10 protein-coding genes are annotated in these 19,301 nt (G+C 72.4%); 4 read left to right on the top strand and 6 right to left on the bottom strand.

Translation table 11 applies throughout. The features are described from left to right. Positions 1-39: 39 nt before the first annotated feature. The 4 genes from ACFYPC_RS19035 to ACFYPC_RS19020 all read right to left on the bottom strand — a co-directional run bounded on the left by ACFYPC_RS19035 (position 40) and on the right by ACFYPC_RS19020 (position 5,279). Complete coding sequence (locus ACFYPC_RS19035; RefSeq protein ID WP_388677342.1) at positions 40-1,380, bottom strand: PrsW family intramembrane metalloprotease; 1,341 nt, start codon at positions 1,378-1,380, stop codon at positions 40-42. A gap of 79 nt (positions 1,381-1,459) precedes the next feature. After that, positions 1,460-2,269, bottom strand: coding sequence for a tRNA (guanosine(46)-N7)-methyltransferase TrmB (gene trmB / locus ACFYPC_RS19030; RefSeq protein WP_388677339.1), 810 nt, complete (start codon positions 2,267-2,269; stop codon positions 1,460-1,462). Positions 2,270-2,440: 171 nt separating this feature from the next. Then, positions 2,441-3,655 (bottom strand): L-2-hydroxyglutarate oxidase, encoded by a 1,215-nt coding sequence (gene lhgO, locus ACFYPC_RS19025; RefSeq protein ID WP_388677337.1) that lies wholly within the window; start codon positions 3,653-3,655, stop codon positions 2,441-2,443. 202 nt (positions 3,656-3,857) lie between these two features. Then, positions 3,858-5,279, bottom strand: coding sequence for an MFS transporter (locus ACFYPC_RS19020; RefSeq protein ID WP_388677334.1), 1,422 nt, complete (start codon positions 5,277-5,279; stop codon positions 3,858-3,860). 839 nt (positions 5,280-6,118) lie between these two features. Here ACFYPC_RS19020 and ACFYPC_RS19015 point away from each other — a divergent pair. Together ACFYPC_RS19015 and ACFYPC_RS19010 are read left to right on the top strand one after the other, a co-directional pair. Beyond that, positions 6,119-8,215 (top strand): asparagine synthase-related protein, encoded by a 2,097-nt coding sequence (locus ACFYPC_RS19015; RefSeq protein ID WP_388677332.1) that lies wholly within the window; start codon positions 6,119-6,121, stop codon positions 8,213-8,215. Positions 8,216-8,846: 631 nt separating this feature from the next. Further along, positions 8,847-12,299, top strand: coding sequence for a BTAD domain-containing putative transcriptional regulator (locus tag ACFYPC_RS19010; protein WP_388677329.1), 3,453 nt, complete (start codon positions 8,847-8,849; stop codon positions 12,297-12,299). A 35-nt stretch (positions 12,300-12,334) separates the two neighbouring features. Here the strand turns inward: ACFYPC_RS19010 and ACFYPC_RS19005 are convergent, their stop codons facing one another. Continuing rightward, positions 12,335-14,380 (bottom strand): sigma-70 family RNA polymerase sigma factor, encoded by a 2,046-nt coding sequence (locus ACFYPC_RS19005; RefSeq protein ID WP_388677326.1) that lies wholly within the window; start codon positions 14,378-14,380, stop codon positions 12,335-12,337. A 423-nt stretch (positions 14,381-14,803) separates the two neighbouring features. Then, complete coding sequence (locus ACFYPC_RS19000) at positions 14,804-15,583, bottom strand: TetR/AcrR family transcriptional regulator (RefSeq protein ID WP_388677324.1); 780 nt, start codon at positions 15,581-15,583, stop codon at positions 14,804-14,806. 375 nt (positions 15,584-15,958) lie between these two features. Here ACFYPC_RS19000 and ACFYPC_RS18995 point away from each other — a divergent pair, with 375 nt between their 5' ends. Together ACFYPC_RS18995 and ACFYPC_RS18990 are read left to right on the top strand one after the other, a co-directional pair. Further along, complete coding sequence (locus tag ACFYPC_RS18995; RefSeq protein WP_388678062.1) at positions 15,959-17,335, top strand: NAD(P)/FAD-dependent oxidoreductase; 1,377 nt, start codon at positions 15,959-15,961, stop codon at positions 17,333-17,335. Between the two features lie 124 nt (positions 17,336-17,459). Next, the gene (locus tag ACFYPC_RS18990) at positions 17,460-19,106 is read left to right on the top strand and encodes a SpoIIE family protein phosphatase (protein WP_388677321.1); all 1,647 of its coding nucleotides are present in this window, start codon (positions 17,460-17,462) and stop codon (positions 19,104-19,106) included. Positions 19,107-19,301 lie beyond the last annotated feature (195 nt).

Raw genomic sequence — 19,301 nt, 5'->3', positions numbered from 1 at the left:
ACGAGACTGCTCCTCGACCAGACACACTTCGAGCACGTATTACGAGCGGTACGGGTTGTACGCGGGATACGGCGTCGCGGTCCCGTAGGGCTGCCAGTAGGGCTCGCTGTGCTCGGGCGCGTACCCGTACGTGCTCCACGGCGGCGGGACCGCCGGAACCGGCGCCGCCGCCCGAGCCGCGTAGGCCAGGGCCGGGCGGGCGAACTCGCGGCGGCGCCACAGCTCGTGGAGCAACTCGCGCTCCCGTACGACGAAGTCGGCGCCCGCGCGGCCGTCGCGGCCCCGGTGCCGCAGGAACGCCAGCGAGGTCGCGTACGCCTCGTACTCGGCGACGGAGCGGGCGGCAGCCTTGCCGAGATGGCGGGCGGCGTACCTGCGGGCGATCCGGCGCGCCTGCATCGAGCCGAGCGCGTACGGCTCGGGCGCGGACAGCCAGCCGGCGGCGGCGTACGCGGGGAGTTCCGCACGCACGGTGCGCAGTTCCCGCTGCCGGGTCCAGATGATCAGCCCGGTCAGCAGGGCGAACGCGGGCACCATGAACGTGGCGTACACCGCGAAGAAACCGAACTCCCCGAAGCTCGACGAGCCGTTCCACATGGCGTGCATGCCCATGGCGAGCAGGAGCCCGGCGAGTGGCAGCAGGACGCGGCGTCCGTGGTGGCGTTCGGCGGACAGGGCCGCGGCGCCGAAGCCGATGCCGGTCAGGATCGTGAAGAGCGGGTGCGCGAAGGGCGACATCACCACGCGGACGAAGAAGGTGGCGGCGGTGACCGACATGAGCCCGCTGTCGCCGTTGAGCTGGTCGGTGCCGAAGGCGGTGCCGAGGTAGAGGATGTTCTCGGTGAAGGCGAAGCCGGTGGCGGTGACCCCGGCTATGACGACCCCGTCGACGATCCCGGTGAAGTCCCGCCTGCGGAAGAGGAAGACGAGCAGTACGGCCGCCGCCTTCGCGGACTCCTCCACGATGGGCGCTATGACGGTCGCGCCGAGGGTGTCGGCGTTGGTCGGGTCGGCGGTGGCCGTCGCTATCCATCTCGTCGCGAAACTGTTGGCGACGATCGCTATGAGCGCGGCCGCGCAGGCCCCCCACGCGAAGGCGAACAGCAGGTTCCGCCAGGGGCCCGGGTCGACGCGGTCCAGCCAGCGGAACACGGCGACGAGGAGCGGGACGGGGAGCACGGCGAGACCGAGGCCCACCAGGAAGCCCTCGGTGCCGGTCTGCTGGCGGACGAGGGCCAGGATCACCAGTCCTGATATCGCGAGCAAAGTGCCCAGCGCGCCGTAGCGCACCCACCTTCTCCGCCACCAGTGCGCAGGCCGCCGCGGTGCAGCGTCGGAGGGGCCGGCGGGGTGCGTCGGGTACGGAGGGCTGGTGGCCACGGCATCGACCCTAACGAGGGAGGGGCGCTGCCCGCGACGGTGCGGTGTCCGGTGTGGTGGCCGGTGCCGTCTTCGGGGGTCAGTCGCCGACGGATTGCTGGTCCCGGTGCTGTACGCGCCGGAACAGCAGGTCGTTCACGACATGACCCTTGTCCAGTCCCTGCCCCTCGAAACGGGTCAGCGGCCGGAAGTCCGGACGTGGCGCGTAACCGCCGTCGGGCCGGGTGTTCTCGAACTCGGGGTGCGCGCTCAGCACTTCGAGCATCTGTTCGGCATACGGTTCCCAGTCGGTCGCGCAGTGGACGACGGCGCCCGGCCGGAGGCGGGTCGCGGCGAGGCTGAGGAACTCCGGCTGGATCAGCCGCCGCTTGTGGTGCCGCTTCTTGGGCCAGGGGTCGGGGAAGTACACGCGCAGGCCGCTCAGGGAGTCCGGCGTGAGCATCTCCCTGAGCAGGATGATCGCGTCGCCGTTGGCCACCCGGATGTTGGACAGCCCGTTCCGGTCCGCGAGATTGAGCAGGTTGCCCTGGCCGGGTGTGTGGACGTCGACCGCCAGAATCCCGGTCTCCGGGTCCTCGGCCGCCATCTGCGCGGTGGCCTCGCCCATCCCGAACCCGATCTCGAGTACGACGGGAAGCTCGCCGCCGAACAGCTCCGCGAGGTCCAGCGTGCGCTGCCCGTCGATGTCCAGACCCCACTTGGGCCACAGCCGCTGCAACGCGTCCGCCTGCCCGACCGTCACCCGGCTCCGCCGCGGCTGAAAACTCCGGATCCGCCGCTCGAAGTGCGACCCGGCGGGATCGGGCATCGGCCCGTCGGGGAAACGGGGCTCGCCCTTGGGGCGGGGGGCTTGGGGGGAGGCGTTGGGCTCAGACACAGTGGGGTTCATTTTACGGGGGCCTGGGATGGGGCTGTTCAGCCCGTCCGGCGCTTGAGGACGAGCGCGTTCAGCGCGATGCGGGGGTCCGGGGGCGCAGCCCCCAGGAGCGCCCCCAGGAGCAAGGGATGGGTAGGGGCGGAGGGGGCGAGCTGCATCCATGAGCGGCTCCGCCGCGGGCCCTCAAGCCCCCGCCAGCGCCCCCAGCGCCCGCCGGGCAACCTCCCGCCCGATCGGCAGCGAAGCCGTGGCCGCGGGCGACGGCGCGTTCAGCACATGCACCGTCCGGGGACCCTCCCGGATCAGGAAGTCGTCCACCAGGGTCCCGTCACGGAGCACCGCCTGCGCCCGGACGCCCGCACGGGCGGCCACGAGGTCGTCCTCGGTCACCGCGGGCAACAGCCGCCGCACGGCCGCCGTGAACGCCCGCTTCGACACCGATCGGCGAAGCTCCCCCACCCCGTACCGCCAGTGCCGCCGCGCTATCCGCCAGGCCCCGGGCCACGCCAGCGTCGCGCCCAGCTCGAAAGGACGTACGACACCCCATCCGTATCCCTCCCGGGCGAGCGCGGGCACCGCGTTGGGACCGATGTGCACGCCTCCGTCGATCCCCCGGGTGAGATGCACCCCGAGGAACGGGAACGCCGGGTCGGGCACGGGATACACCAGCCCGTGGACGAGCTCCGGCCGCGCCAGCGTGTAGTACTCGCCGCGGAAGGGCACGATCCGCATCTCGGGATCGTCCCCCGCCAGTCGGGCGATCGCGTCGCAGTGCAGTCCCGCGCAGTTGACCAGCACGCGCCCGCGGACGACCGCCCCGTCGGCCGTACGGACGGCGGCGCCGAGCCCGGAGCGACGGTCGATGCGGACGACGTCCGCCCCGTACCGGATCTCCGCGCCGGAGGACTCCGCGAGCTGCCGGGCCACCGCGACGAAGTCGCAGACCCCGGTCGTGCCGACATGGATGGCGGCGAGCCCGCGCACCTCCGGCTCGTACTCCGCTATCTGGGCGGCGCCCAGCTCCCGCACCGGAATGCCGTTCTCCCGGCCGCGCTGGACCAGGCCGTGCAGCCGGGGCAGCTCGGCCTTCTCGGTGGCGACGATCAGCTTGCCGGTGACGGCGTGCGCGATGTCGTACTCCGAACAGAACTTGACCATCTCGGCCGCGCCCCGCACTGCGTACCGCGCCTTCAGGGAACCCGGGCGGTAGTAGATCCCGCTGTGGATCACCCCGCTGTTGCGCCCCGTCTGGTGGCGGGCGGGGGCGTGCTCCTTCTCCAGCACCGTGACCCGGGTGCCCGGCGCCACGCGCGTGATCGCATACGCCGTCGACAGCCCGACGATCCCGCCGCCGATCACCAGCACATCGCAGTCGTACCCGACCCTCACCTGCTCCACCTCCCGGCTTCAAGAGTGCACTGCGCCACTGACAATGCCTTCAAACCAGGATGCGGGCCCCGGACGCCCCGCAGGGGCGCCCAGGGGTGCGGGGAACCGCGTCGCCGACCGCAGAAACACCCGCACCCCCATGCGAGGCCCACCGGGCAGACGCTCCGGGACCCGGCCGCTCCGCGCCGGCGGAGCGCCTACGCCGGAGCGCCTACGCCGGAGCCATGAGCAACGGCCGTGCCCGCTCCCGCAGCTCCACCACGCGCGGCTCGTCGCCGTAGGGCTCCAGCCGGTGCAGGAGGTCCTTCACGTACTCGGTGGTACGGGCGGAGGAGATGCGCCCGGCGACCTCCACCGCCCGGACGCCCTGCTCGCAGGCCGCGTCCAGGTTGCCCGATTCCAGTTCGGCGACCGCCGACACCACCAGACGCAGACCGTGCGAGCGCACGAACTCCTCGGTGGGCTGCGACAGCGCCTGCTCGGTGAAACGGCGCACCTGGCGCGGTGCCTTCAGGTCGCGGTAGCACTCGGCGGCGTCTGCCGCGAAACGGTCGTACGAGTAGAAGCCGAGCCAGGAAGGGTCGTTGTCACCGTCCCGGGCCCGCTCCAGCCAGCCCTCGGCGGCCCGCAGGGCGGCCCCGGCGGCGTGCGCGTCACCGGCGCGCGCGTGCGCACGTGCCTCGACGAGCCGGAAGAAGCTCATGTTGCGGGCGGTGGCCAGGCCGCGGTTGCGCTCCAGAGCGGCCTGGGCGAGGTCGACTCCCTCGTCGCCGAAACCGCGGTAGGTCGCCTGGAGGGACATGGAGGCAAGTACGTAGCCCCCGAGAGGTACGTCGGCGGCTGCCCGGGCCAGCCGCAGGGCCTGGATGTAGTAGCGCTGGGCGGCTTCCTGCTGGCCGGTGTCGAAGGCCATCCACCCGGCGAGGCGGGTGAGTTCGGCACTCGCCCCGAACAGTGCCCTGCCGACTTCGTCGGAGTACGAGCCGAGCAGCAGCGGCGCCGCCTCCACCCTCAGGCACTCGGGCACCATCGATGAACGCCAGTCACCGCCCCCGTACTTGGAGTCCCAGCGCCTGGCGTCCTCGGCCGCCTCACGCAGCTTCAGCACATCGCTGTGGCCGACTTTCTGCGGTGCTGCGGAGCCCTCGCCCGGGCTCACCTCGCGCGCCACCGAGCTGTCGGCCGGGGTTATCAGCCACCGCGAAGCGGGAGTTGCGTATGCGCTCACTGCGAAGGATCCGGCGAGCGACTGCCAGATGCCGCCGCCGGTCCGGCGGCCGGCGAGGTCGAGGCGGTACAGCTCTGTCGCCGACTTCACCGCCTGCGCGACGTCACGGGGGAACGCGAGACCCACCTCCGGCGCGGGATCCGCGTCCGCCAGGCCGATCTCGTGGAGCGGCACGGGACGGCCCAGCTTCTGGCCGATCGCGGCCGCGATGAGGTGCGGCGCGGCACCTTGGGGCACCATTCCCTTCGACACCCAGCGCGCCACCGACGTCTTGTCGTAGCGAAGAGTCAACCCGCGTTGAGCGCCAAGATCGTTGACGCGACGCGCGAGTCCTGCGTTGCTGATTCCCGCGAGGGCGAGAACGGTGCCGAGTTTTTCGTTCGGCCCGCGTTGCTCCCTGGACATGCGCCACCCCTCGACACAGACGGCTGCCGCGCTGGCATAACCACGCGGCATTCGTAAACCCAGCGTAGTTCGCTGCATCCCAAGCGTTAAGGGGCGCAGTTCCGGATGGCGGGATTGTGGTCCGTACGAGAGTACGGACGGTTGCGCTGTGCTCCCGTTGTGTGGCTGTGCGCCCGTCCGTGCGCTCTTCTCCGGCCACCGGGGGAGCGCTTCCATGGATGATGCGTGGGTCGGCCCGCTGTACTGGATCCAGTGGGCTGGGGGACACCGCCGCCTACATCCCCGCGGGCGGCGGACCGGTCCGGGAGGCGAACTCCGCCTCCCGGACTGTGCGTTGACCGAGCGGTGCGGAAGGCCTGCACGGAGCGTGTGCGGACCTGACCGCCAAAAGCCGATTTGGCTGAAAACCGATGGTGGTCTTTGCGGGCAATTAGCGCTCCGACCACGTCACTTGAGGGCGCGCGGGGTGTTTTTGGGGAGTGTATCGGGGGCGCATTCACGTCGCAGATTCGGTGGTGGTTGGTTCGGTCCACGGCCGACCGGCCGCAGGTCCGCTGTTGATCGGTTACCGATCAGCCGTCAGCAGTCAGGCGGTCGGTCGCCAGTCGGTCAGTCGCTCAGCCGGTCCTCGGTCCGTCGCTGGACCGCTGCTCGTTCGTTGCCGGTATGTCCACGGTGCCTCGCCGTCGGACTGCTCCTGACGGGCTCAATACATCCCTACGGGGGCGCACTTCAGGGAGCGCAAGCCGCCCCAGGTGCCCTCCCGTGTGCCTCCTTCGTGGCAGCATGGTGCCCAGTTCGTACGGTGCATTGGTTGTCCACAGCCTGTGGAGGCGGCGATGCGATGGTTGGTGGGGTGGAGCAGCACCGTCGCCAGAGCGCCTGAGGTCGGCTCGGCGGGCGCCACGGGAAGCGACGGGGAGACCGTTCACCCGGTGGGTTCCCAACTCCTTTGGGGCGATCCCGATCCGCTCTGGGCCGTCGGTGACTGGCGTCCCGACGAGGTGCGCGTCGTGAAGGCCGACGAGCAGAACCGGATGGCCGTCCTCGGCATCTGCGGAGCCTCCGACGAAGAACTGCGGGTGGGACTCTTCGCCGCGCGCGGAGGGGCACTTCGCCATCTCACCGCCTGGTCCGGCAGCTACACCGCCGTCGTCCAGGTCGGCCGTCGCCTCATGGTCGCGGGCGATCTCGCGGGCGCGCGGCCCGTCTTCTACACCCCCTGGGCGGGCGGTACGGCGTACGCCACCGCCGCCCTGCCGCTGGCCGACCTCATCGAGGCCAACCTCGACTTCGGGCACCTGGCGGCGCTGCTGGCCGCCCCCGACGTACCGGCCGCGGTGCACGACTCGACTCCCTACGAGGGCGTACGGCGTATTCCGCCGGGGCACGCGCTCATCCTGCGCGCCGGGGCGCGCGAGATCGCAAGCTACGAGCAGACCGCCTCCCTCGCCGTCGCCACCCCCTCGGCCGATCCCACCAGCGCGGTGGACGCCGTACGCGACGCCCTCGTGGAGGCCGTACGCGCCCGTCTCGCCGCGCCCCGGCACGTGCCCGGGACCGATGTGGACCCCGGGCCCGTACCCGGCATGGGACCGGCCGAGCGGCGGGCCGCGCGTGGGATGCCCGTCCCGGGGATCGGCGCCGACCTCTCCGGAGGACCCGCCTCGGGGACGCTGGCCCTGCTCGCGGCGGGGCTTCCGGGAGCGCCCGGGACCGTCCTCGGGCACGGTACGGGCGCCGGGGAGCGACTCCTGGCAGTCACTTTCAACGACCTCGCCGTCAGCGGGCGGGAGTCCGAGCTGGAACGGGCGGGCTCCCTGGCCGCGAATCCCCGGCTGCACCATGTGGTGGTCACCGGGGGCGAGGAGACACTTCCGTACGCCGACCTGGACGGGCCGCTCACCGACGAGCCGGGGCCCTCCCTCGTGACAGCCGCGCGGCATCGGGCCCGGCTGTCCGCCGGGAGCGCCGATCACTTCACCGGGTACGGCGCCCGGCAGGTCATGGACGCCCACCCGGCCCGGCTCGCGGACCTCCTGATGGACCGCAAACGCCGTCACCTGGTGAAGCCCGTCGCCGCGCTGACCAAGGCGGACGGTTCCGTCATGGTCCCCGCGCGCGTGTACGGCGCTGCGCGCAAGCTCGCCCGTACGCCGTACCGCACCGGAGTCGACGTCCTCGCCGACCGCCTGATGCAGCGGCAGTTCGAGGAACCCGGCGGTGCCGTCGGGGCCTCGCTCGCGGCGCTCACCTGGGCCAGACCCGGGCCGGCCGCGCGCTGGCTGACCGGCGAGGCGCTCGCTGAAGTATCGGTTCGCCTGCAGGTCGCCTCGGGCCGGCCCGGCGTCGGTCCCGGGCAGCGGCCGGGCGACTTCCGCGCGCGTGCGGCCCTCGCGCGCCACGCCTCCGATCTGCGCGTCCTGGAGCAGGCCGCCGAGATCCGCTTCCAGCGGCTGCACGCGCCGTTCCTCGACAACCAGGTCGTACGCGCGTGCCGCGCCCTGCCCGAAGCACTGCGGGTTCAGCCCGGTGCCCGTGCCGCGATCCTCCGTACGGTGCTGGAGGGGGCCGGGGTGGGGGACCTGCCGGCCGGGTGGGGCGCGCCGTCCCACGCCTCCTCGGCGGCGGCCGCGCGTACGGGGTTGCGGGTCGCCGCGGATTCCCTGATCGCGCTGTTCGACACGCCTCTGCTGGCGCAAGCCGGCCTGGTGGAGGCACGCGTCGTCCGCAAGGCGCTGCGCGCGGCTGCGTCGGGGGAGCCGCTGCCCTTGGACGGGCTGGCGGATCTGGTCTCCCTGGAGCTGTGGCTGCGGCGGTTGCTGGCACGGCGGGGGACCTGCTGGACCGGGACGCCGGCTCGGCAGCGGGCGGTGCCGGCGGGGATCGTGCCGCAGGGGCGGGCGTTGGGGGCGGGGGCTGGGGGGCGGGGGTAGCTGTGCGTGCGCGTGTGCGCGTGCTGGTTGGTGGCGGTGCCGGCCCCGGTGGCGGCCGGTGCGGGTGCCGGTGAGTGGGTGGGTCGGGGGAGTGCCGGTACGTCCCGTCCGTCGCCGCCGGATCAGGCGTCGGGCAAGGGTGCGGGGGTCCGGTGACGCGGGCGTACGCGACGGGCATCTGGACGTACCGGCACGCCCCCTTCCGCCGTCATTCGGCTGCTGCTGCGGGGGCGGCAACACCTTCCAGCTCCGGCCCGGCGGTCTTCCGCCCCTCGGGGGCTTGAGGGCGGGGCGGCGCCATCCCGCCCACTGGTGCTTCCGTCCACCCGGGGGGCGCATTCTTGGGCCTTCGCCGGTGATCTCGGTCGGCGGGGCGGGGCCGTCCCGATCCCCCACCCACCCGAGGGGGACCACTCTCAAGTCCCGGCCCGGCGGGAGATTTTTAGCCTGTCCGGCGTTTGAGGACGAGGCCCTACGGGCCGATGGCGGGGGTCTGGGGGCGGCAGCCCCCAGGTATGGGACGGGTAGGGGCGGAGGGGGCGGAAAAACGGTTGTGGTTGGACATCCCGGTCGGGGCTCCCCGGGGGCTTGCCGCAGAAAGGCGGTGCTGTGGAGGGGTGGGGCGGGGAGAATGGGGCGGGTGCGCTACGGGATTCTGGGGGTCACCCAGGTGGAGGACGACCGGGGAGCCCGGGTAGCGGTGGGCGGCCCCCGGGTCCGCGCGCTGCTCACCGCCCTGGCGCAGCGCCCCGACCGCACGGTCGCCCCGGACACGCTGATCGACGAGGTGTGGGCGGCGGAACCCCCACAGGACGCGCCCGCCGCGCTGCAGGCCCTGATCGGCCGCCTGCGCCGGGCGATCGGGAAGGACAGGGTCACCTCGGAGACGGGCGGCTACCGCCTGCGCGCCGCCAAGGACGACGTGGACCTGTTCGTCTTCGAGCACCTCGTGGGAAAGGGCAAGTCCGCGCTCGCACATGACGACGCCCGGACCGCCGCCACCCACCTGCGCGACGCACTCGCCCTCTGGCGGGGCCCCGCCCTGGCCGACCTCCCCGACCGCACCGCCGCCACCCGCCCGGAAGCCCTCCGCGTGGAGGCGACCCGGACCCGTGTCGAGGCAGACCTGCGACTCGGCCGCGCCGAGGACGTCGTACCGGAGTTGAAGGAACTGACGGAGGCGCACCCGTACGACGAAGCACTGCACGTCCTGCTCATCCGCGCCCTGCGCGACGCCGGCCGTGGCGCGGATGCCCTGGCCACGTACGAGAGGACGCGCCGCCGCCTGAAGGACGGGCTGGGAACGGACCCCGGTCCGGAACTGCGAGCTCTGCAAGCGGAGTTGCTGGAGCGGGATCGCGAGGGGGAGCGGACGGGGAACGGGAGACCGCCCCGGACGGCGGGTGCGGATGCGCAGGCCCGGGGGCTGACGACTCAGGACGCGGGGGCTCGGAATCCGGCGCCCGGAGATCTCTCCCCCGTCACCCGAAACGGCAACATTCGTCCGCGTCTGAACTCATTCGTGGGTCGGGAACCCGAAATCGACGCCATCCGTTCGGATGTGCAGAGGGCACGACTGGTCACTCTGACCGGACCGGGGGGTTCGGGCAAGACCCGTCTCGCCGAGGAGGCCGCCGCCGGGCTTCCCCAGGCGTGGCTGGTCGAGCTCGCTCCGCTCGACCGGCCGGAGGCGGTCCCCGGTGCCGTGGTCAGCGCCCTCGGTCTGCGCGAAACCGTGCTGATCACCAACGAGATGGCGGGACCGCAGGACGACCCGGTCGCCCTGCTCGTCGAGTACTGCGCCCCGCGCAGCCAGCTCCTGATCCTTGACAACTGTGAGCACGTCATCGGCGCCGCCGCCGAACTCGCCGAAACCCTGCTCACGCACTGCCCCGGCCTCACGATCCTTGCCACCAGCCGTGAACCCCTGGGCGTCCCGGGCGAGTTGCTGCGCCCGGTCGAGCCCCTGCCGCCCGATCCGGCGCGCCGCCTCTTTCTGGAGCGGGCGTCGGCCGTCCGTCCCGACGCGGACGCCGAGTTCCACGACTCCACGGCGGTCGACGAGATCTGCCGGCGGCTCGACGGTCTGCCCCTGGCCATCGAGCTGGCCGCCGCTCGGCTGCGGCTGCTCACGGCCCGGCAGATCGCCGACCGGCTCGACGACCGCTTCCGGCTCCTCACCTCCGGAAGCCGCACGGTGCTGCCCCGCCAGCAGACCCTGCGCGCCGTCGTCGACTGGTCCTGGGACCTGCTCGACGAGCGGGAGCGCGCCGTCCTGCGCGAGGCGTCCGTCTTCGCGGGCGGCTGGGACCTGGAGGCCGCGGAGGCGGTGTGCACCGGCCCCGCCGCCGACCTCGTCGGGTCGCTCGTGGACAAGTCCCTGATCGTCGCGACGGCGTACCCGGGAGACGAGGAGGAAGGCGGGGAAGGCGGCGGCATGCGGTATCGCATGCTGGAGACGATCCATGAGTATGCCGCCGAGCGCGCCGCCGAGGTCCCGGAGCAGCGCGCCGAGGCCGAGCGGCGCCATCGCGCCTGGGTGCGAGAGCTGGTCGAGAAGGCCGAACCGCTGCTGCGCTCAGCCGAGCAACTGCCGTGGATCCGGCGCCTGGAGACCGAGCTCGACAACATCCGGGCGGCCGTCTACCGCGCCGTTCTCGGCCGCGACGAGGAGGAGGCCGGCGCCCTCGTTCTCGCCATGGGCTGGTTCTGGTGGCTGCGCAACTTCCGCCGCGAGTGCGCGGAGTGGACGGACCTGGCGCTGCGGCTGTCTGCGGTCACCAGCGACATCGCCCCGCCCGCTCCTGGTCAGTGCGGCAGGCGGGGCGACTCCCTCGGCCGCGGCCAGGACGCGCCCCTCGCCTTTCTGGCCGCCGCCGACCCGGTGGCGGCCTTCCTGGAGAACCCCGACCCCGACCACGGCGAGCGTCACCCGCTGTATGCCATGCGGATGAGGCTGCGCATGCTGTACCTGTTCATGGTGGTGGAGACCGACCCGCTGGCCGGGCAGGAGGACGGGCCGATGCGGGAGTACACCGCACGTGTGCGGGCCGTCTTCGAAAGAGGTGGCCCGGAAGCGGCAACCCTCCCGGGCATCATCTGGCCGCTGGCCGCCTACTACATGGGCAGCACGGAGGACCTGCGGCCCGCCATGGACGCGGCGATCGCCAACTGCCGTCTGTACGGCGGCGAGTGGGAGGTCGGCTTCATCCTGATGTTCCGTACGCACCTGGCCGTCGATGCCCCTGGCGGGATGCCCGGCGTGGACGACGACCTGGCCGAGCTGCGCGTGCTCAGCCGCCGGGTGGGCGACCGCTGGATGCGGGCCCTCGTGTGCAGCGCGGCCGGTGAGGCGGCCATGTCGCGCAGCCTCTTCCACGAGGCCAAGGAGGAGTACGAGGAGGCGCTGCGGCTCTCCTTCGAGGTGGGCGCGTACGCCGAGACACCCTTCCTGACGGCACGGCTGGCCGAGATCGCCTACCGCGAGGGTGATCGGGCCGGGGCACTGACGGCTCTGGACGAGGCGAGCGCCGCGTCCGAGCAGTACGGGGTGGCGGACGCCCGCGCGTTCGTCCACATGCTGCGTGCCCAGTTGGCCCTGGACGACGGGGAGATCGCCCTCGCCCACGAACTGTACGAGCAGGCACGCGTGGAGAGCAGCCGAGGTACCCCGCCCCCACAGTTCGTGGCGGCTCTGGACGGGGTCGAGGCGGTCATCACGGCCGCCCAGCGCGGTCCGGTGCACGGTCTGCGGAAGCTGTCCGACGCCCTGCCGGCGGCGGTTGCGGCACGCTGCGCCGACGTGGTGCTGGCCGCCTTCGTCGACCGCGCCGCGGTCCTTCTCTCAGAGTTGGGCGACCACCCGCGTGCGGCCCGCCTGCTCGGCGTCGGTACGCGATGGAGGGGCGGCCACCCCCGGCGCGCCCAGGAGCGTACGGTGGCCGCGCGCACGGAGGCCGCCGCGCTCACGGCCCTCGGCCCCGTCCGCTACGAGTCCGAGCGCGCCGCGGGTGCGGACTTCACCCGGGACGACGCCGTGCGGGACCTGGCCGAGGCGGTGAAAGAGCACCCCGTCGACGCCTAGCTCACACGCGAATTCCGACTCCGCAGGCCGTTAACTCACTCGCACAGGAACTTCGACTCCGCCCAGTCCGCCAGTGCCGGCGCGTCGAGGACGGTGTGGGGCTCGACGACGAGGCGGATGGTCTTGTGGCCGGTGAGGTTCACATGGACGGGGATGGCTTCGTCGCCGCCGTTGACAAGCGGCGACTGCCACATGCGGGAGCCGTCCGCGTACACGGAGAAGCGCACCCGCCCCAGGCCCAGTGTCATGTCGTCGACACCGACCATGGCGTCGTACGCCGAGCAGCTGCGGTTCAGGTCGATGGTGACGGAGGAGTGGCCGTGGACGGTCACTCCGTGCGGGTACTGCTTGTCAGCGATCGACACCCCGAAGCGCTGCCACACCCAACTGCTCTCGCCGAGCCGCATCTCGGGCTTCGTGCCGTCTCCGTTGATGTTGTAGTCCAGCTCGCTCCACTGGTAGACGACCGGCGCGGGCGGAGGCGGCGGGGTCGGAGTGGGGGCCGGGGGAGGCGTCGGCTTGGGCGCGGGCTTCGGCTTAGTCGGGGTGGGCGACGGAGTGGGCGTAGGTGTGGGCTTGGGCGTGGGCTTCGGAGTGGGGGTGGGCGACGTCGGAGTGGGGGTCGGCTCGGGCGCCGGCACCACCGGCGGCTTGGGCGCGGGTGCCTTTTTCGGCGGCTTGGGCGACGGCAGTGGTACCTCGGCGGCGGGCGAGGTGGCTGGCCTGGCCTCGGGCTTCTTGGGCGGCACTTCGTTGCCGGCCAGGGCGAGCGCGATCGCCGTCGCGGCCACCGCGACGACACCCGCCGCGATACCGGCCTTCACCGGTGCGCCGAGCCCCTCGGAGGCCGCCGCGCCGCCACCCGCGCTCGCTCCGCCGGAGCCGCCGGCCGCCGCGGAGGCCGCACCCGCCGCTCCGGCCGCACCCGCGCCGGCCCCGCCGGCGATGAGCGCGGCGGCCTTCGCGTACCCGGCGGCACCGAACCAGCCGATGACGGCGATCGGCACGAGCGACGGAATCCCGCTGGCGACTTCCTTGATCTGGCCCGCTGCCAGGCGGCACTTGGCGCACTCCTCCAAGTGCTTGCGCAGCCCGCGCTCGGCGCGTGTACGCAGCCCGCCGCGGGCGTAGGCGCCGAGCCGGTCGGCGTAGCGCGCGCACTCCTCGTCCATGGTGAGCGTGGTGCTCACGTGCGCCTGGAGGTAGGCCTGCTTGAGGCCTTCGCGGGCGCGACTGGCCAGCACCCGCGTGCCGTTGGCGTCGAGCCCGAAGAGCGTGGCGACGTCGCTCGGCGACTCGTCCTCGACCTCGGTGTGCCACAGCACGGCCTGCCAGCGCTCCGGCAGCGACCGGAACGCCTGCATGGCCATGGACTGCTCGGCCTCGTGCATCGCGCGCACGTCCGCGCCGAGGTCGAGGGTGTCGTTGTCGGACCCCTCCGAGCCGCGGGCGGCCTGCGCGGCGAACACCGCGAAGTCCTCGACCAGTTGCTCGCGCTTCGCCGTCTTCGTCCAGTTCGCGGCGACCCGGCGGACGGTGGTCAGCAGATACGCGCGTACGGCGTGCTCGGGGCCGCTGCCGCCGCGGACGGCCTGCAGCATGCGGGCGAACACCTCGGCCGTGAGGTCGTCCGCGGTGTGCGTGTCCCGGCAGCAGGTGCGGGCGTACCGGCGCACGGCCTCGGCATGGCGCCGGTACAGCCCCTCGTACGCAGTGTCGTCGCCGGCGCGCATCCGCGCGATCAGATCGGCGTCGGACGACGGCAGATCGATTGAAGACTGATCGATTGAAGACTGATCGAACGGAGACGGATCGAACGGAGACGGATCGAACGGAGGCGGATCGAACGGAGGTGGCAGGACGCCGCCGCCCTCCCGCGGGTCGAACCGGTCGCGCTGCGGCGGGACGCTGGGATCGGGCCCGTCGTCCAAGGGCGCGGAACCCGGGGCGCCACCCTGCGGACTGCCCTGCGGACTGCCCTGCGGACCGCCCTGGCTGGGTACCTGCCGGGACGGCAGCCCGCCGGTCTCCGTGCCGCCGTCCGCGCCACCGAGTGACTCGTCCCGCCCGTCAACGCTCATCGCGTTAAAGCCCCCGCCTGCACACTCGGACCCGAATACCGGGCAAGACTGCCACAGGCACAAGGGACTTGACGCCCCCGTACGGACCTACCACTCGTCCGTGGGGACTTCCCACACGTCAGCACTAGCCGTCACTCTTTTGGGGAATAGTCAACGAACGGCCCCCGACAGGGAGTTGGCGGCGCGCCTGAAATGTCCGAGTGTGACCGGCGGGCCCGGTGCGCGAGTGCCGGAGCCCGCAGCACCCGCGCCCAGAAAAGCCCGACGTCCGTTGTCCGGTGTCCGAGGACCCCGACGAGGGGATCGCCTCCCCGGAGCGAGCCCTTGCCGTGCCACCGGCAACCCCGAGATGGTGCCCCGAGATGGTGCCCCGAGGTGGTGTCCCGAGGTGGTGTCCCGAGGTGGTGTCCCCAGTGGTGCCGCTCACGCCGGGCGCGAGCGCAGCCCCTCCAGCAGGATGTCGAGGAGCCGGGCCGAGGCAGCCGCCTGCTGAGCGGCGTCCGGCAGCGAGGGTGCCGCCGTCGCGATCACCAGCAGTACGTCCGCCACAGTCACGTCGGGCCGCAGCTCGCCCGCCGCACGCGCCCGCTCCACCAGCCGGCCCACCACGTCGAGCAGTTGCGCCGCACCCGCGTCGTCCGCCGCTGCGACCAGTACCTCCTCCGCGGACACCGGCCGTTGCTCGACGAGCCGCAGCTCGGAGGCGAGTTGGGACCGCTGCTGCGGTACCCGTGCCTGCTCCGCCTCAGCGCCGTCCTCCGCGACGCCGACCCGCAGTACCTGCGGCGGCAGCAGCCGCCCGGCGCCCGAGGCCACCGACGTGCGCAGGAAGCGCGAGAGCGCCGACCACGGCTCGTCCTCCTGCCCGAGTGCCGCACGCGCCTGGTCCGTCAGCCGGGAGGTCTCCTCCTCGGCTATCCGGCGGACCAGGACGTCCTTGCTCGGGAAGCGCCGGTACACCGTGCCCACGCCGACCCGGGCGCGCCGCGCCACGTCCTCCATGGGCGCGCCGTACCCCAGCTCGCCGAAGACCTCGCGCGCCGCGCGCAGTACGTGTTCCAGATTGCGCTGTGCGTCCACGCGAAGCGGTGTCGTACGCGATCCGGTGCCCGGACCGCGGCCGTCGCCGCCCGCTGCCGCGCCGACGATGCCACCGGACGCGGTGGCAGACGCGGATGACCAATGAGATTCCTGAATGTGCATAAGCGTTCCCCCGGTAATGACGTCTCCCCCCGGAGACTCTCCCCGCCATCGGCAGCCGGAGCGCGCGGAACAGGCCTGTGTGCACGAGTCCGTCTTACGGACTCGTCGAGCGCATCCCCCTACACCCCGTCGTCACACGAACATAGTTGAGAGGGGGTCAATTCAGAAGGGGCAGGTTCCGCACGGAGCGCCCCCCGATCGGAGTACGGATCACTTACGTCCTTATTGCTCCTCCTGTCAACACCCCCTGCACCCTTACTGACCTGCACTTCTTCCTCGTAATCCGGCGATTCGATCCGCCCTCCACGCTGACGACCGCCGGTCACACAAATTGTCGAGGCTGTGGACAAACTCCAGAGCTGGGTGCGTCATGGGGTGGTGAAGGAACGTACGCGCATTCTCATGGTCGGCGGCGGCTACGTCGGGATGTACACCGCTCTGCGGCTCCAGCAGAAGTTGAAGGCTGAACTTAAACGGGGCGAAGTCGAGATCACGGTCCTCTCCCCGGACCCCTATATGACCTATCAGCCGTTCCTTCCGGAGGCCGCCGCGGGCTCCATCTCGCCGCGCCATGTGGTCGTCCCGCTGCGCCGGGTCCTGGACCGCTGCCGGATCGTCATCGGCGAGGCCCAGTCGATCGACCACGCCAAGCGAACCGTGACCCTCACGACCCTCGCCGGCGAGGAGGAGGGCGCGGGCGCGGAACACCTCTCGTACGACGAACTCGTCCTCGCCCCCGGCTCGATCTCGCGCACCCTCCCGATCCCCGGTCTCGCCGAGTACGCCATCGGCTTCAAGACCGTCGAGGAGGCCATCGGCCTGCGCAACCACGTCATCGAGCAGATGGACATCGCCTCCTCCACCCGCGACCCCGCGATCCGCGACGCGGCTCTGACCTTCGTCTTCGTAGGAGGCGGCTACGCGGGCGTGGAAGCCCTCGGCGAGCTGGAGGACATGGCCCGCTACACCGCCCGCTACTACCACAACGTCCAGCCCGAGGACATGAAGTGGATCCTCGTCGAGGCCTCGAACCGCATCCTCCCCGAGGTCGGCGAGGAGATGGGCAAGTACACGGTCACCCAGCTGCGCCGCCGCAACATCGACGTACGGCTGGACACCCGCCTCGACTCCTGCGCGGACCGGATCGCCGTCCTCAGTGACGGCGCCCGCTTCCCGACCCGTACGGTCGTGTGGACCGCCGGGGTGAAACCCCACCCGCTCCTCGCCGCCTGCGATCTCCCCCTGAACGAGCGCGGCCGCCTCAAATGCACCCCCCAGCTGACCGTCGACGGCACCACGCACGCGTGGGCAGCGGGAGACGCCGCCGCCGTCCCCGACGTCACGGCGGAGCCCGGCACCGAGACGGCCCCCAACGCCCAGCACGCGGTGCGCCAGGCCAGGGTCCTCGGCGACAACATCGTGCGCTCCCTGCGCGGCGAGCAGCTCGAAACGTACTCCCACAAGTACGCCGGTTCGGTCGCCTCCCTGGGGCTGCACAAGGGTGTCGCATACGTCTACGGGCGCAAGCTGAAGGGCTATCCTGCCTGGTTCATGCACCGCGTCTACCACCTGAGCAGGGTGCCCACCTTCAACCGCAAGGCCCGTGTGCTCGCCGAATGGACCCTGTCGGGGCTCTTCAAGAGGGAGATCGTCTCTCTCGGTTCGCTCGAACATCCCCGCGCGGAGTTCGAACTCGCGGCCGGTGGAAAGCATCCTCTCGACCCGAAGCTCGGCCCGAAGGGGTCGTCCTGACCGGACCCTGGAACTCCACCGGTCAGGACGGCGTCCGACGGATGTCGGTCCGGTCGGCCAGACTGGTCCACGACCTTGGGCGGGCCCACCGCTCGCCCTTCTAACCCACGAGGCCTTCCCCACAGTGAACTTCACGCGCTGGAGCGCCCGGCTCCCCGGAACGCAGCGCCGCACCGCGGCGCAGACCGAACACACGGTCTCCCCGGACCTGCGAGGGGAAGGCGCTCCCGTGCCGGCGGCCCGCGCCGAGCAGCTGACCGACGACGCGCCTCCCGTGCCCGCCGTCGACGAACTGCCCGTACGTGACGTCCTGGACCGTGTCCCGGCCCTCGTCGCCCTCGTCCACGGCCCCGAGCACCGCGTCGCGTACGTCAACGACTCCTACACGGTGGCCTTCGGCGTACGACCGGTCGGCGCGCCGGCGAGCGAAGCGCTCCCCGAACTGGACGAGCTCGGCCTGCTCCCGCTCCTGGACCAGGTCCTGCGCAGCGCCAAGTCCCGCACGGTCAAGTCCCGCAAAACCTCCAACGGCCGCTCGTACACCTTCACCTGCACCCCCGTCGACACCTCCCCGAAAGGCCAGGGCGGCGGCGTACTGATCTTCGCCACCGACGTCACCGACCACGCCGAAGCCGCCGAGCGGCTGCGCGCCAGCGAGCGCAGCCAGCGCGAGACAGCGGTCACCCTCCAGCGCTCCCTCCTCCCGCAGGAGCTGGAGGAACCCGACGACCTGCGCATCGCGGCCACCTACCATCCCGGCGGCACGGAGGCCGCGGTCGGCGGCGACTGGTACGACGTGATCACCCTCGGCGGCGGCCGCACCGCGCTCGTCATCGGCGACGTCATGGGCCGCGGCGTCCGGGCGGCAGCGGTCATGGGCCAACTGCGCACCGCCGTACGCGCGTACGCCCGCCTCGACCTGCCCCCGCACGAGGTTCTGCAGCTCCTCGACGGCCTCGCCGCCGAAATCGACGCCAACCAGATCGCCACCTGCGTGTACGCCGTCCACGACCCCAACGAGGGGCGGCTGATCTACGCCTCCGCGGGCCACCTGCCGATCCTCGTCCGCGACGAGAGCGGGACCGTCGTGCGCGCCGACGAACCCACCGGCCCGCCGCTCGGCACCGGCGGCTGGCTGCACGCCTCCGGCTCGGTCCCACTCGGCCCCGGCTCGACAGCCGTCCTCTACACCGACGGCCTCGTCGAGCGCCGCGACGAGGACCTCGACGAGGGGATCGCCTCCCTGGAGCGTGCCCTCGCCGGTGCCACCGGCACCCCCCAGGTCGTCTGCGACCGTCTGGTGCGCTCGGCGGGCGTCACCGCCGACCACGACGACGACGTGGCCGTCCTGGTCCTCCAGCACCCCGCCCGTACGGGTCCGGACCGGGACCTCTTCCGCAACGCAGCCCTGGAGCTGCTCGGCGGCGTTGAAGCGGCTCCACGCGCGCGTGCCTTCGCCTCCGGCGTCCTGACGAGCTGGCGCTTCCCGGCCGAGCTGCAGGACCTCGGCGTCCTCGCCGCCAGCGAACTCGTCGCCAACTCCCTCCAGCACGGCACCCCGCCCATGCGTCTGCGCCTGCGCCGTACCGACCGCCGCCTGATCATCGAGGTCACGGACGGCGACGACCACCTGCCCCGCCGCCGCCGCGCCGAGCCCGCCGACGAGGCCGGACGGGGCATCGCCATCGTCGCCACGATCGCCTCCAACTGGGGGGCGCGGCGTACCCCGGGCGGGGGAAAGGCGGTGTGGTGCGAGTTCGCGCTGAAGTAGCCAGCCCGTCCGGCGTTTGAGGACGAGGCCGTTGAGGCCGTTGCGGGGGTCTGGGGGCGGCAGCCCCCAGGTACGGGACGGGTAGGGGCGGAGGGGGCGAAAACCCCCCCCCCCCCCCCCCCCCCCCCCCCCCCCCCCCCCCCCCCCCCCCCCCCCCCGCGCGCCCCCCCCCCCCCCCACCCACACCCCGGGTTT

The sequence above is a fragment of the Streptomyces sp. NPDC005808 genome, assembly GCF_042871385.1.
GTDB lineage: Bacteria > Actinomycetota > Actinomycetes > Streptomycetales > Streptomycetaceae > Streptomyces.
The sequence above is the reverse complement of the archived record's forward strand: the minus strand, read 5'-3'. Positions and strand labels throughout refer to the sequence as shown.

Coding starts and splice junctions, on each gene's coding strand:
- ACFYPC_RS19010 (WP_388677329.1), top strand. CDS start 8,847: ATGGGGCGGGTGCGCTACGGGATTCTGGGGGTCACCCAGGTGGAGGAC.
- ACFYPC_RS19020 (WP_388677334.1), bottom strand. CDS start 5,279: ATGTCCAGGGAGCAACGCGGGCCGAACGAAAAACTCGGCACCGTTCTC.
- ACFYPC_RS19000 (WP_388677324.1), bottom strand. CDS start 15,583: ATGCACATTCAGGAATCTCATTGGTCATCCGCGTCTGCCACCGCGTCC.
- ACFYPC_RS19015 (WP_388677332.1), top strand. CDS start 6,119: ATGCGATGGTTGGTGGGGTGGAGCAGCACCGTCGCCAGAGCGCCTGAG.
- ACFYPC_RS19005 (WP_388677326.1), bottom strand. CDS start 14,380: ATGAGCGTTGACGGGCGGGACGAGTCACTCGGTGGCGCGGACGGCGGC.
- trmB (WP_388677339.1), bottom strand. CDS start 2,269: ATGAACCCCACTGTGTCTGAGCCCAACGCCTCCCCCCAAGCCCCCCGC.